13 protein-coding genes are annotated in these 14,525 nt (G+C 41.2%); 9 read left to right on the plus strand and 4 right to left on the minus strand.

Annotated features, from left to right (window positions below):
• Positions 1–76 precede the first annotated feature (76 nt).
• Entirely contained in the window at positions 77–607 is a 531-nt protein-coding gene (locus ABMY41_RS10660; RefSeq protein ID WP_252948830.1) for a GNAT family N-acetyltransferase, read from the plus strand.
• A 13-nt stretch (positions 608–620) separates the two neighbouring features.
• Here ABMY41_RS10660 and ABMY41_RS10665 read toward each other — a convergent pair whose 3' ends face one another.
• Positions 621–1,007, minus strand: coding sequence for an MmcQ/YjbR family DNA-binding protein (locus ABMY41_RS10665; RefSeq protein ID WP_054553214.1), 387 nt, complete (start codon positions 1,005–1,007; stop codon positions 621–623).
• A gap of 190 nt (positions 1,008–1,197) precedes the next feature.
• On the opposite strand from ABMY41_RS10665, the gene yeiP reads away from it, so the two are divergent.
• From yeiP to ABMY41_RS10700, 7 genes are all read left to right on the plus strand, one after another.
• Complete coding sequence (gene yeiP / locus ABMY41_RS10670; protein ID WP_055020721.1) at positions 1,198–1,770, plus strand: elongation factor P-like protein YeiP; 573 nt, start codon at positions 1,198–1,200, stop codon at positions 1,768–1,770.
• A gap of 145 nt (positions 1,771–1,915) precedes the next feature.
• Positions 1,916–2,644: an RDD family protein gene (locus ABMY41_RS10675; protein WP_349274646.1), complete on the plus strand. Its 729-nt coding sequence runs from the start codon at positions 1,916–1,918 to the stop codon at positions 2,642–2,644.
• Positions 2,641–3,591: a stage II sporulation protein M gene (locus ABMY41_RS10680; RefSeq protein ID WP_251600322.1), complete on the plus strand. Its 951-nt coding sequence runs from the start codon at positions 2,641–2,643 to the stop codon at positions 3,589–3,591. The genes ABMY41_RS10675 and ABMY41_RS10680 overlap by 4 nt, the downstream gene beginning before the upstream one ends.
• Positions 3,581–5,041: a hypothetical protein gene (locus tag ABMY41_RS10685; RefSeq protein ID WP_349274647.1), complete on the plus strand. Its 1,461-nt coding sequence runs from the start codon at positions 3,581–3,583 to the stop codon at positions 5,039–5,041. Before ABMY41_RS10680 ends, ABMY41_RS10685 begins: the two co-directional genes overlap by 11 nt.
• The gene (locus ABMY41_RS10690; RefSeq protein WP_349274648.1) at positions 5,031–6,179 is read left to right on the plus strand and encodes a DUF4350 domain-containing protein; all 1,149 of its coding nucleotides are present in this window, start codon (positions 5,031–5,033) and stop codon (positions 6,177–6,179) included. The genes ABMY41_RS10685 and ABMY41_RS10690 overlap by 11 nt, the downstream gene beginning before the upstream one ends.
• Positions 6,176–7,159, plus strand: a complete 984-nt coding sequence (locus tag ABMY41_RS10695; protein ID WP_062566833.1) for a MoxR family ATPase — start codon at positions 6,176–6,178, stop codon at positions 7,157–7,159. Before ABMY41_RS10690 ends, ABMY41_RS10695 begins: the two co-directional genes overlap by 4 nt.
• Positions 7,156–8,475 carry a DUF58 domain-containing protein gene (locus ABMY41_RS10700; protein ID WP_349274649.1) on the plus strand — a complete coding sequence of 440 codons (1,320 nt, stop codon included), beginning with the start codon at positions 7,156–7,158 and terminating at the stop codon, positions 8,473–8,475. Before ABMY41_RS10695 ends, ABMY41_RS10700 begins: the two co-directional genes overlap by 4 nt.
• Positions 8,476–8,544: 69 nt before the next feature.
• On the opposite strand, the gene ABMY41_RS10705 is transcribed toward ABMY41_RS10700, so the two are convergent.
• Positions 8,545–9,021, minus strand: coding sequence for a DUF4234 domain-containing protein (locus ABMY41_RS10705; protein WP_251600334.1), 477 nt, complete (start codon positions 9,019–9,021; stop codon positions 8,545–8,547).
• A gap of 221 nt (positions 9,022–9,242) precedes the next feature.
• Between ABMY41_RS10705 and ABMY41_RS10710 the strand changes: the two genes are divergently transcribed.
• On the plus strand, positions 9,243–9,437 hold the full coding sequence (locus tag ABMY41_RS10710) for a hypothetical protein (RefSeq protein ID WP_058586342.1): 195 nt from the start codon (positions 9,243–9,245) through the stop codon (positions 9,435–9,437).
• On the opposite strand, the gene ABMY41_RS10715 is transcribed toward ABMY41_RS10710, so the two are convergent.
• Together ABMY41_RS10715 and ABMY41_RS10720 are read right to left on the minus strand one after the other, a co-directional pair.
• Positions 9,434–11,626, minus strand: a complete 2,193-nt coding sequence (locus tag ABMY41_RS10715) for an EAL domain-containing protein (protein WP_239963821.1) — start codon at positions 11,624–11,626, stop codon at positions 9,434–9,436. The two genes, ABMY41_RS10710 and ABMY41_RS10715, sit on opposite strands and share 4 nt — an antisense overlap.
• A gap of 98 nt (positions 11,627–11,724) precedes the next feature.
• Complete coding sequence (locus ABMY41_RS10720; protein WP_349274650.1) at positions 11,725–14,445, minus strand: insulinase family protein; 2,721 nt, start codon at positions 14,443–14,445, stop codon at positions 11,725–11,727.
• Positions 14,446–14,525 lie beyond the last annotated feature (80 nt).

Genomic DNA, 14,525 nt, shown 5'->3' on the forward strand with positions numbered 1-14,525 from the left:
TATTGGCCATAAGTGGTATTTAACTCACGAAATCTGTTTGTTATAACTAGGTTTATTTACAAAGCGATTAATCACCATGACTCTCACCACTGCGCGATTAACATTACGGCTGTTAAATGCCGATGATTGGCCATTGTTTTATACTTTGCATAATGATGCTGAAGTTATAGCTAAATGCTTCGATAAGCCCTCAGAGGCGCAGTTGCGAGCTAAGTTTAATGAACGTTTAAAGCCTTGGCAGCCAAATTCGAATTCACCACTTTGTTTAGTTATTGTTGAAACCAGTACAGGTAAAGAGGTGGGGGTAACTGGGTTTACTTCATCAACAGTGCCAGATAGTCAAGAAGTCGGTTATTTGTTGCTGCCTAATTTTTATGGTCGTGGCTATGCCACAGAGTCTTTGCAAGCAGTGCTTGATTACGCCAAATCAGAACATGCTGTACGTGAATTTAAAGCGGTTGTTACCGAGGGTAATATCGGTTCAGAAAAAGTACTTGAGAAATGTGGTTTTCAGTTAGTCGATAAGCAGCTAGATGCGTATGCTATTGGCGGTGTTTTGTATACCGATCATCATTTTCATTTAAGTTGCACTGATCACCGAGCGTGATCAGTGCGCAATTTTACAGATGAAGCTCAATCGCTTTTCTGTCTTTTTCTGGCATATTCGCAACCACTAAATCAAACGAATTATCAATCATTCGTTCAATCTCTCCTTGTGGTACGGTGCCGTCTAAAATAACCGTATTCCATAAACGTTTGTTCATGTGATAACCCGGGATCACCGACGGGAAAATATCACGCAGTGCTTGGGCTTCATCTGGATCGCATTTCAGATTTAGCCACCATACAAGGTTTCCTTCATCGTCTGTTTGGCCTTCTTTGCCCTCGGCAAGGGTGGCAAACATTTTATGATTCACCTTGTAAACGTCGACATCTTGGCCAAATGGTTGGGTGATCATCACCAATGGCTTTTTCATTAAATACTCGTGTACTGTGTGTTGATTCATGATCCAATCCTTGAAGTCATTTTTCGTAGTTATAAAGATAGCAGCTTTTTCGTAGTTTTGAGACAACTATTGTCATAATTTGCTGAAAAATCGAATAAATAACGGCAGCCAGTCAAAACTGTAAATTTTTATTGAACAAAAGCCATTACGTGGTAAATTTCTGTCATCAAAAAACGATAGGAATACACCCATGCCTAAGGCAAGTGAAGTTAAAAAAGGCGCCGCTATCGAGCATAACGGCCGTGTTTTAGTAGTTAAAGATATTCAACGTTCTGTACCACAAGGTCGTGCTGGTGGCAGTTTATACCGCATGCGTTTATACGATGTGGTAACAGGCGGTAAAGTTGATGAAACATTTAAAGACAGCGACATGCTAAAGCTTGCTGATCTCATTCGTCGTGAAGCTATGTTCTCTTACATTGACGGTGAAGAGTATGTTTTCATGGATAACGAAGACTACACGCCATATAACCTAAATAAAGAAGCGATCAGCGAAGAGATTTTATTCGTTAATGAAGAAACTCAAGGTCTTCACGTTATTGTGATTGATGGCTCGCCAGTTGGCTTAGATTTACCATCGAGTGTTGAGCTTGTAGTTGAAGAAACTGACCCTTCAATCAAGGGCGCTTCAGCAAGTGCACGTTCAAAGCCTGCACGTTTAACAACGGGTTTAACGATTCAAGTTCCTGAGCATATTTCAACAGGCGACCGTATTCGTATTAATACCGTTGAGCATAAATTTATGGGTCGCGCAGAAAAATAACTCTGTACCCTTTTGGAAACCGGCTTATAGCCGGTTTTTTTGTTTTATTTGTAACGCGCTCATAACAAAATTCATTGAAAAAGGAACGAAAAACGCGCATTATTATTGGCTTACGAAAACAATAATAAATACCAGTAGTAGATTAATGTTGAACCACGGATTGGAAAACAGAGAATACATCAAACTCCCCGAAGGCGTTGATATCGCCATTACTCCCGCTGGCGTTGTTGCCCGAAGCTATGCCTACATTATCGATTTTATTATCCGTAGTTTGGTTTTACTTGCTGTAGGTACTGTATTTGCCTTTTTTGGCGATGCTGGGCAGGGACTTATATTAATTGCTTACTTTTTAATTTCATGGGGTTATAACATCCTGTTTGAAATGGAAAGTGGCCAAACGCCGGGTAAAAAACGCCTTAAAATCCGTGTTGTGCAAGACAATGGCTTACCAGCAAGCTTTTCGCAAATTGTAGTGCGTAACCTACTACGCCCAGCCGATATGCTACCTATAGGCTATTTCTTAGGCCTTGTGGTTATGTTGTTTAACAACCGTTTTAAACGCATTGGTGATTGGGCTGCAGGCACCATGGTCATTTACGACGATGAGTTAGCTACGCGCCCTGAATTATCTCAAGGTGAAGTGCATATTCCTACCATTAGCTTAACCACAGAAGAGCAATTAGCTGTGCTAGCTTTTGCAGAGCGTCATGATGAATTATCTGATGCAAGGCGCCGTGAGTTGGCAGCTATTTTAGCTGCACCGTTTTCTGCTGAAGAGCATGAGATTGAGGCGCAGCTTGTTAGTTATGCACGCCACTTTGCTGGTCAAGTTCAACTCGATAGCGATTACCCGCAGCAGGAGGGTAAGCAATGAAGCAAACTCAATTTGTAAAATCAAATAGTGTCAGTTGGGATGAATTTGAAGCGCTTTGTGAACAAAATAGTGCAGAGTCTTTACCTGTTAATTTCCCTAATTTGTACCGCAAAGTCTGTAATGATTTAGCCATTGCGCAAAGTCGTCAATACAGCCCGGTGTTGATTGAGCAAATAAACAGGTTGGTGCAGTTAGGGCAGAAGCGCCTTTATTTATCTCGAAGCAATCAATTTTCTGAAATATGGCATGTGGCCCGCACGGCATTTCCGCGTGCACTGTATGAAAATCGTTTAATGCTTGGTATTAACTTATTGGCATTTTGGGCATTGGCCTTAATTGCTTTTATTTGGGTGACAATTGACCCTGATGCTGCGTATACATTTTTAGGGCAAGGCACAGTACTTAATATCGAACAAATGTATAACCCTAGTGGTAGCGTTCAATCGGCTGAGCGCGGCGCATCGCAAGATCTGATGATGTTCGGGGTCTATATCTACAATAACATTGGAATTGCATTTCAGATGTTTGCAGGTGGCGTATTGTTCTGTGTTGGCGCTGCTTTTTTCTTATTGTTCAATAGTTTTTATTTTGGTGCTGTTGCAGCTCACATTGTGAATGTTGGATTTGAAGGGCCATTTTTCTCGTTTGTAATAACCCATGGTTCGTTTGAGTTAACCGCTATCATTATTGCCTCAGCGGCCGGGTGTCAAATAGGTTACGGCTTGTTAAACCCTGGACAGTATACCCGCGCATATGCGATGAAACAGGCTGCACAAAAAGCGCTTCCACTGATTGTTGGCGCATTTTTGATGTTAGTCATTGCCGCTTTTATCGAAGCATTTTGGTCACCCCGTGATATTGCTAACGAAGTTAAATATTTAGTTGGCAGCGGTTGCTGGGCTTATGTCATTTTTCGCCTATACAGAGGAATGCGCTATGGAGCTTAATCGTCTTAGCTTCAACCCTCGCAAACGCAGTGCTTACGAAACCTTTGATTTAACAGTGTTGCTAGTTAAGCAGCATGCTGTGGCATTGGTCTCTTTGTATTTAATGTTGGCAGTACCCGTATTTTTGATTGTCGGCTTTTTATTAAGCTGGGGCATAGGTGGCTTTGTTGTTTGGTGGCTTAAACCTGTATTTGAGCGACCTTTACTCGATTACATGTCAAAAGCGGTTTTCAATCAGCCAGTCAACATAATGAGTAGCTTAAAGTCACTCAAGCAGTTAAAAATCGCTGATATGTTGGCGCATTTAACCGTTTTTAGGCTCAGCCCAAACAGAGCATTTTTAGCTCCAGTTGAACAGCTTGAACGACTATCAGGTGAACGCAAAACTAAGCGTAAGCAGGTGTTGTTTGCTTCAACTAAGCCTAAGCAGACATTGTGGATGCTGTTCTGTGTACATTTTGAGTTTATCTTATTGATGGGAATATCGGCACTGACAATTGCACTTGTGCCCCATTCATTCTCTGCACAAGAAGCCATGTACCAAATACTCGAAGCGCCAATCTGGGTTGAGATAGCGTTTAACTTTATTTATATCATCAGTATCTCGTTAGTCGCACCGTTATTTGTAACAGGTGGATTTCTTGCTTATTTACACCGTCGAGTTGAATTAGAAGGCTGGGATATAGAGCTGGCATTTAAAAATATTCGCACCCGTCTTGCAGGCGTAGTCAGTGCTGTAGCACTACTTATACTTACAACGTTTACGCTGCAACCATCAACAAGCTATGCAGAGCAAATCGATAAGCAAGCGGTAAAAGAGCAAGTTACTGCTCTTTATAATGAGCCTAATGTCATTGAAACTGAGACCACATGGGTGCCAAATATCGAAGCAAAAGCGAGTTCATCAGATAGTGACTTGTCATGGCTTATCGATGTGTTTACTGCCATTGGCGAAGTGTTTGGCGTGTTAGTTTGGGTATTGGTCGGTTTATTAGTTATTTGGCTAGTTTATTACCTGATGCAAAAGCGTGGCTTTTTTGCCAACTTAAGCTTGCCTGAGCGCAGTAAAGTGAATGAAGAGGCTGTTATCCCAACCTTATTTGCAGAGATTAAAAGTAAAGATTTACCTACAGATTTAATTGCCGCAGCAAAGCAGTGTTTTGAGCGAGGTGAGCACCGCTTGGCGCTGGCGTATTTGCTTCATCATGCGCTGAGTTGGGCGCAGCAACAACATGAAGTGCGCTTGCACCGCTCTATGACTGAGGGCGAATGTAAACGTGCAATTGATGCTAGGGTGCCAAATCAAGGACAAGCAATTTTTGCCCGCTTATTTTCTGCGTGGGTCACGGTTGCTTGGGGCCATAAAACCCCTGATATCGATTTTATCGAGCTGACAGAGCAAATTACGGCAATGACAACAGAGACTAAGGAGCAAGCCCATGAAGCTTAAGGTTGTGCTCATAGCGGCGCTAGTGGTGTTTAGCTTATTTGTTATTGCTGGTATTGCTTCTTTAGATTGGCAGAAAAAAGAAATAGAAATTGGCTTTCATAGTGATGTAGCAAGAGATAACTTTACGATGGCTAAGCGGCTACTTAAAGCCAATGGTATCGATTGGAATAAAAACAAACGCTTGGCAGAGCAAGCACAAAGTGATGAGTTAAACATAGACCCACAAAGTATCTTAATTTTGGATGAGGCGGTGCTTGCTGACTCTTACCAGTTAGATGTACAGCTTGCTGATTGGGTCGCTGATGGCGGACGTTTAATTTATGTATTAAACAGGCAACGTGATGAGCTGGCGATTGATAGCACCGTATTTTTTAGTCAGCTTGGCATCAATGTAGAAAGCCAAGAAGATGTATTTGAATATGATTTTGCGATGCTCAAAGAAGGGAATAAAAATAGTACTTTATCAATTGATGAAATCACTCAGCTTGACCTTGAGCTAAGCAGTGCCTTTTTTATTGAAAACTGCCCCGGTGTGAGTACAAATAATGATAACGGCGATACTTTGATGTGTGACTTTGCATTTGGTCAAGGTAGGGTCATTGTGATGCCATCGCTGTTACCTTTTACCAATTACCGACTTCGCCATCTGGATCATGGCAGTTTATTACTTTGGTTAAGTAAAGGGGCTGAAAAAGTAACCTATGTACCTTATCTGACTTACCCAAATTGGTTTGCCAAGTTATGGCACTGGAGCTGGCAATTTGTGGTGACGTTGCTGTTATTAATTGTGCTTGCAGTGTGGCATATCAGTAGTCGCATCGGCCGCTCTTATGCTCCTGACTTCGATATAAAAACCAGCTTTAATCAGCATATTCGTGCAGTAGCAAATTTCTATTCAGAGCATGGTCACGAAGCCGTGTTATTTACTGCACTCAAGAAAGATTTTTACGCCAAAGTAGAGTCGCGAGTGCCTAACTTTAAGATGCTTAGTGCTGAAAAGCAGGCGCAGATCATCGCTAATTTAACTCATTTTGAAAAACAACAGGTGGCTGAGTTGCTTGCTAGCAAGTTGCCTGAGTCCAAAGAACAACGAACAGAATATATAAAACGATATAAACAATTAAGGAATGCCTTATGAGCACGGAATTAGACACTAATCGCATGAGCTTAGTTGAGGCAGCTGATGCAGTAAAACAAGTAAAGCATAACATTTCGCGTGTGTTAGTTGGTCAAGATGCCATTGTTGAAGATGTGCTTACGGTGCTCTTTGCGGGTGGTCATGTGTTACTTGAAGGGGTTCCAGGGCTTGGTAAAACGCTACTGGTTAGAGCCTTAGCAAAAAGCTTAAATGTAGACTTTTCGCGCGTGCAGTTTACACCTGATTTAATGCCTTCAGATGTTGTTGGCCATAGTTTGTATGATATGAAATCAGGTGAATTTAATATCAAAAAAGGCCCAGCATTTACTAATATTTTGCTGGCTGATGAAATCAACCGTGCACCAGCTAAAACGCAATCAGCTCTTCTTGAGGTGATGCAAGAGCAACAAATCACCATTGATGGCGAGTCATTATCTATTGATTCACCGTTTATGGTATTAGCCACTCAAAACCCATTAGATCAAGAAGGGACGTACCCACTGCCTGAGGCTGAATTAGACCGTTTTATGATGAAAGTGGAGCTTGGTTTTCCTTCTCATGAATCGGAAGTTGAGCTTTTAAAACTAAATACACAAATTGTCTCTAATGAAACCAAAGTAGAGCAGCTCCCTGCGGTATTGGATGCTAATCGAATTGCGGAAATTAAACAGCTTTGTGCAGATATCTTAGTAGACGAACAAATACTGAATTATGCCGTCGATATCGTGCGTAGTTCACGAACTTGGCAAGGCGTATTGCATGGCGCAGGGTTACGTGCCTCAATTAATATCATTAAAGCGGCAAAAGTAATGGCATTGATGAATGGCCGTGACTTTGTAACCCCAGATGATGTGAAGTCAGTGTCAGTGAATATTTTAAGACACCGATTAATTTTATCGGCTGATTTGGAGTTGGAAGGGGTGTCATTCGATGAAGTGATCAATGCCATTTTAGCCAGTGTTGAAGCGCCACGCTCATGAAACGCATCAAGCATAGGCCTGCAAAACGCTTAGTACAATTAACAGCTTTGTTGCTGTTATTGTTGCTTGTCTGTGCCATTGCATCAGTTGACAGCTTAGTGCTAACGGTCTTGCTCTTAGTGCCTTTATTGGTCGCATTTATAGATTATATGGCGGCGAAGTCAGAGCCTTTACTTGAAGTAAGTGCACAAACGAATCTCAACATGGCTTTGTATCGCCGCCAAGCATTGCAGGTAGTGATTAAAAACAAAGCGAAGCATGCGACCATGCTAGATGTCAGTGTTCATTTAAGTAATGCTATTGAGCTGCAAAAGCCACAGCAAACGGTGTTTATTGATGCAATGCAACAAGTAAAGCAAAGCTTTACATTACGCGCTCACAAACGAGGTGATGCCCAGATCAGCGCCATTGAACTTAGGGTAGGGTCGCCATTTGGCCTTTGGCAAACAAACTGGTTAGCTGTGCAAGCAATTCAATTAAAAGTGTATCCAGATTTTAGCCGGGTTACTTCAAAGCAGCATTTAAATGGCGTAGTGAATAAGCCTATTTCAGGCTTAAAGCTCACTAAAAAGCGCGGTGATGGTATCGAGTTTCAGCAATTACGTGAATATCGCCAAGGTGATAGTGTTAGACAGATAGACTGGCAGGCGACCAGTAAGCGTCGAAAACTCATTTCTCGAGAGTATCAAGAAGAGCAAAATCAACACGTCATAGTGATGCTCGATGCCTCTAAAAAAATGGCCATTGAAGCCAATGAAGGCAGCCACTTTGATCATGCTTTAAATGCATTGCTACTGCTGTCGCATACAGTTTTAAAGCAAGGTGATTGGTTTAGCATGCAAAGCTTTAACCAAAACTTGCGCTGGTTACCCGATGTAAAAGGCGCACAAAATGTATCAAGGGTGATGAATCACTTTTATGATCTATACCCAGATAAGAGCAGCAGTGACTATTTAGTGGCTGTAAACCAATTAATCGCTAAACGCAGTAAACGTTCTTTAGTGTTATTAGTCACCACCCTTGATGAGCAAAGCATTGAGGAGTTGATGCCTGCAATAAAGTTATTACAAAAACACCACCTAGTGGCACTTATCAATATTAATAACCGTGCTGTAAATGAGGTGCTCGATGAGCCTATTGAAAAGTACGAAGATGCAACCAGCTATTGTACAGCATTAGCACTACTAAATTCACATAAAGCCAATATGGCGAAGCTAAAAAAACAAGGGGTGATAGCCATAGACTGTAACCCTGAGCAGTTACTGCCGCATGTGCTTAACACCTATTTAAATGTGAAGCACTCTGGGGCATTGTAATAACCTAATAGCAACTGACAATAAAAAAGGCATTGAATTCAATGCCTTTTTTATTAAATAACGGAACGATTATTTTTGATTATCAATAGCTTCGTTAATTTTGTATTGGAAATAAATAGCATAAAAGAAAAATGTCAGTATGCCACTTAAATGCACTGGTTCGTTACTGCCTTCATTGATTAGCTCTTTAAGTGAGGCACGTAACGAGAAAATAAATACTAGGCCAACAATAAAAGTAATAATTGAGATTATAGAAGAAAATACTTCAGGTATTGATGTAAACGCTACTGCAATGTTAATTACGTAAAGGGCTATATAACCATAAACTAGGTTTTGGTTAACTTGATGTTTGGCAAGCGCGTTTGCTTTGTTTGTGCGGCTTACTAGCCAGTAAATTGCGTAAATACCCAATGTGATAAGACTTAAAAAGAACACGCCCCAAGCAGAGAAGCGGTCAAAGTTTAAAATAGGTTTATTACCACCATTATTTTGCTGAGTAAGCTCAGCTTCTGGTGCTTCATAGATGTTAGCTGATTCTTCAGACATAACGATTCCTCATGATTATTTTTGTATATTCCTTGGTGCTGGTAGCACGTTCCGATAATAGCAAAAAGGTTGGTTTTTGTACATCATTTCAACAGCCTAGAAAGTAAGGTTAACTACCATAAAGGTCAGTATAAATAAGCCTTATAGAGGGTATAGCATGAGTGAAGTTTCAATGTTTGCTGAAATTATGTACACTGCCGCTGATTTTAATGAGGTGCTGTGTGTTATTTGTATTTTTGAGCTGTGTATTTATTTTGGTGATGTATTTAGAGTCTCTGTCTAAAGGGATGCCAGTAAAGCGTTGGATGCTGTTAGGTGGAGTGCTTGGGCCTGTCGCTTGGTGTTTGTTTAACGTGCATTACCGCCGCGCATTTGTGCGCCATGTTGGCCGCCAATCGTGTGGCTGGCGACCTTAAACTTTTGCTGTTTTTAACAGGCTCGGCGCAGATTTATCGAGTTGCTTTTGTAGGAAGGCTGTAAACTCTGGCTGAGACAGTGGCTTAGAGTAATAGTAGCCTTGAACCGTCTGGCACTTTAACTGCTCTAACATCACAACTTGTTCGGCTTGTTCAACCCCTTCTGCAACTACATGCAAATCAAGGTTATGGGCAATGGTCACAATTGAGTCAACCATATTGCGGCCACGCTCTGATTGCATATCATCAATAAAGGCTTTATCAACTTTTAAGGTATTAAGCGGGAACTGCTTAAGATAGGCTAATGAAGAGTAACCCGTACCAAAGTCATCCATTGCAAGGTGAATACCACGAGCACTGAGTGAACGCATGACTGCAATTGCTTCGTTAGGGTCGTCCATAACCGTACCTTCGGTGATCTCAAGTTCAAGGAAATAAGAGGGCAGTTCATTCTTTTGTAAAATCACATCAATACGAGTGGTTAAATCAGGTAAGCTAAACTGCTTAGCTGATAAGTTCACAGCAACACGACCGTTGAATAAGCCTTGGTCTATCCATGCTTTAACATCGCGGCATGCTTTATTTAAAACTACTTCACCAATTTCGATAATTTGCCCAGTTTCTTCAGCGATAGGAATAAACACTCCTGGGCTGATCACACCTTTTTTCGGGGTAATAAAGCGCACAAGCGCTTCCATACCATCGAGTTTACCTGTACGAATATTCATCTTCGGTTGGTAATACACTTCAAAGTGATCTTCTTTTAGGCCGTAACGCATTAAGTTTTCGATTTGTAAGCGTTTAACTGCTTCACGGTTCATAGTGTCGTTGAAAAACAGATAGCTATTGCCTTTTTTCTTTGCGTGATACATGGCAGTATCCGCATTTTTAAGTAATAGCTCTGGGGTATTGCCATCTTCAGGGAACAGCACGATACCGACACTTGAGGTGATCACCAGTTCATGACCTGCCATATTAAAAGGGGTGGCAATTGCGGCTAAAAAGAGTTTTGCCATGCGAGTGATGGTATGTATATCGTTGGTACCCGACATTACCAGTGCAAACTCATCACCGCCTAGGCGATAAAACACATCTTTTTCACGGGTTAACTTATTAAGGCGCATCGCAAGCTTAGATAGCAAGCTATCACCAAGTTGGTGACCCAGAGAGTCGTTAATCTTTTTAAAGTTATCTAGGTCAAACACTAATAAAGCGTGATGGTTGTCTTGCTTAGCGAGTTTTTTCAGATTGGTGAAAAACAAGTTTCGGTTAGGTAAGCCCGTTGTGCGGTCTCTGTTCGATAAATTATGTAATTGTGATTCGGCTTTTTTACGCTCAGTTTGATCTGAAAACACAACGACATAGTTACATATTTGGTTGTGCTCATTTTTGATTTCATCAATTGAAATTTCAATTGGTAGCAGTTGCCTTTTCGCATTGCGAAGTTTAACCTCTTGCTGCCAATGCTCCGTGGCTTTTACAGTGGCTTTAATTTCATCCACATAGCTTTGGTCATAGCCATTTAAGGTAAAATCTTTCTTTAAATATTGCTCTCGTGTACCACCAAATAGCGTTAAGAAGCTTGGGTTTAAGTCAACCAGCTTAAAGTTTTTATCGAAAATGGCGATGGCGTCAGTTAGCGACTCAACGCATTTAGCGAATAGGTTTAAACGGGCTTCTGTTGATTTAAGCTGAGAAATATCTCTTACAGTGCCTGTCATACGCAAAGGGTTGAGGTTTGTGTCTTTTTCGATGATCTTGCCGCGATCTAGTACCCAATGCCAACGACCGAGGCTGTCTTTAATCCGGTAACTTGCTTCAAAAAAGGCGGTGTGTTCGGCAAAGTGTTTTTTTAGGGCTGTTTCAACGTGTTGTAAGTCGTGTGGGTGAATCAATTCGCGGTTAGGGGGAAAGCCGCTGCTACTGTTTGTATCTGAGGTGTATTTATCATTAATTCGCAGCACTTCTCCGGTTTTAATATTCCAATCCCAGAGGGTATCGCCACTGCCTTCTACGGTACTTTTTAAGCGATGTTCTGAAATACGCAGTTGTTTTCGAGAGCGCTTTAATTTGAAAATTATAAATAATAGGTACGGCAATAACAGCATCATAATAGCACTTGGAATAAGCAGCAATGTGCTCTGTTCAAGCTCTATGGGGCTGGCGGATGCTGAAAAAATCCCAGCCATACTTATTGTTAAAAAAGCAGAAATCATTTTTATTATTTTTATCATTAATGCATTACCGTAAATCGCACCAATTAATCTAATCTAAGCACGCGTTCGAGTCAAAGAGAATGCGAAGAAAGGGTTGCTTTTGGCTGTTTTTTGGCCTTTGACTCACTTAAAAGTTCTATTCTTGGCCGGTTATCACTAAACGTTTCGGTTATATATTGCTGCATCTGCTCAAGAGTTAACTTATCAAGCGCCTCTAAAAGCTGCTGCTGCATATTAAATTCAGTATCGCGATTACCGATTGCTAACCATAAACGTTGCGAGCGTAAGCGTAAATTTTTATCTTTCTCAGCAATGTGTGTAACAAGACCTGCTTTGGTATCGAGCCATTGCTGCTCAGAAATGTTGTTTACTTGTGACACATAATTATTAATAAATTGCTGGTGACGCTGAAGTATCTCATCAGCACTATGCATAGGTGACTGCACGTAAAAAGCAATACCTGCACGGGTATTGAAAGGTGCATAGCCTGCACCAACTAAATAGCCGAGCTGTTGCTTGGTTCTTAGCTCATTAAAGTAATCTTGATTTATTAAATGATTAAGTACCATCATTTGTACTTTTTCGATGGTGTCGTCAGTTTGTGCTTGGTAGTAAAGCACCATCGCATGATCGCTGCAATTTAACGTGAAGCGCTGTTGATCTACTTCGGTTATATCGTTTAGCGGTCGCGTTAAATCAATAATTGTTGTGCTGTCAGCTAGGTGCTCAGTCACTTGCTTTTGGAACTTAAGCGCATCAGAGCGTTGCCAGTTACCATGTAAAAAAGACTCAACGTGCAAGGCTTTAAAAAACTCATTTCTAAAGCAATTAAATTGATGGAAGCTCGTATCTTTTAAAGCTTGTGCTAAGGCATTTGGCTCTGGGTTCCAAGGCATGATTTGCGCACCCAAAATACTAAATAGCTCACTAACAGGTTTGTTTTGATTGCTGTTTCGCCAGTGTCTAACGAGCTGCTTTTTATATTCAGCAAAGCGTTTTGCGCAGATTTCAACATTAAAGAGTGCTTCAAGTAACTCATTAACCAGCTCTAACTGACTCGATGAAAGACCCGCAGTATGTAGGGTTAAGCCACCTTGGTGCGAGGTTAAGTGATAACTAAGACCAGCCAATTCTGCTGGATAAAATTGCTCAGCAACACTGTCCATAAACAGGTCTGCAAATAAGCGGGTAAGGGCCATGTGTTTAACATCTTTAATTGCAAAGGTTGAATCCATTGCTAAGTAAAAATGCCCTTTAGCTACTCTGAAAGTTGCGTCTTGTTTAAACCAAAAATCAAAGCCGTCTCGTGTGACTAAAAGCTCAGGTGATTTATTTGGCTCGTCTAATGGTAATAGTTCAACATCTTTTGTGAGGTATGGGTTAGCACTTGGTAAGCACATCTGTGGTAATGGCGTGTTTATTTCACTAAGCGCTTCTAACCAACTTGCTGAGATGTCTTCTACTTTATATGGGGTGTTGTACCAAGCTGTAGTGTGCTCAGGCTCAACACCTGGATGAATGAGTACCAAGCGCATGTTATCAGGTGTTAGCCATTGCATGGCAATTTCATGAGCGCAGCGGTTAAAGCCTTCCATTAAATAATCGCCTTGCACATAGTTGGCTTCATCGTAATGCTGCATATTAATGCTTAAGTTACTAACCCAATCAATTAAACGTGCTTTTTCTTGGTTATCAAAGGCAATTTGCAAGAGGTTCTTTTTGTCTTGATAAAGGCGCGGCAATTTATCGCAGTTTTGGTTAATCAAGCAGATATACTCAAACACCATTTCGACGATATCTTCATAGTATTCAATACCTTCATCAGTCAACGCCATGCTTACGTTAAAATCTTTGAAGTTACTGCCATTAATGCCACCACCTGCTGAGAGGGCATTGATCCAGCCTTGCTCTTTTAGAATAGAGTACAGCGAACCTTTGCCTTCGTAGCCAAGTAAGTGAGCGATAAAACTAACGGTTTTGTGACGGTAAAAGTCATCAATATTTGGCATCGCAAAGCTAATAATGAGCTTTTGCATATGTTTATGTGGCTCAATATGCAGCACCTTACCTAAGTCTTGTTTACGGTAAAGTGGCTGCTCTATGATCTCTTTACTTTTTGGCTGACCTTTAATTTCGCTAAATAACTGTTTTACCCAGGTGGTCATGGTCGCAATATCTTCATTGCTACATATCACCAGTGTCATCCACTGAGCCTGATAGTGGCTATCGAAAAAAGCACGTAGCTCATCACTGATACAGCCCTCACGATCCGCGAGGGTTTGCTGGTTACCGACAGAAAACTTTGCAAAAGGGTGCGCTGGGTTAACAGTTTCTTTATGAGCCTGATAAATACGGCGGCCGTCATCTTTTATTTTTAGTTTAAATTCTGCGTCTATAGCATTCCGTTCTTTAGTTGTCTCTTTAGGATTTAAGAGTGGGGCAATAAAAAAACGACTGAATTGTGCCAGTGCCTCAGCAAACTGTTGGTTATTAATATCAAAGAAGTAGCAAGTGTGCTCAGTGCCAGTCCAGGCATTGGTGTTGCCACCAGATTGCGATACAAAATTAGAAAATCCGCCCGATTCTGGGTACAGGTCAGTACCTAAAAAAAGCATATGCTCTAAAAAGTGCGCGAGACCTTGCCTATCAAGGGGGTCATCGAAATGGCCTGCGTTAATAGCCATTGAAGCCGCTGATTTTGTTGACTCTAAGTCTTGCACTAAAAGTACTTTTAGACCATTGTCCAGTGTTAGGGGTTGATATGTTCTGTTATCATTGCGGCTGATATTCAAAAGATGCTCCTGAAAGAGTGCGTTAATGTCCTAACAACAGATGATATTTTCAGGAAAGCTAAAAAAGACAGAGCTACGAA

This window comes from Pseudoalteromonas sp. BZA4, assembly GCF_040104395.1.
Taxonomy (GTDB): domain Bacteria; phylum Pseudomonadota; class Gammaproteobacteria; order Enterobacterales; family Alteromonadaceae; genus Pseudoalteromonas.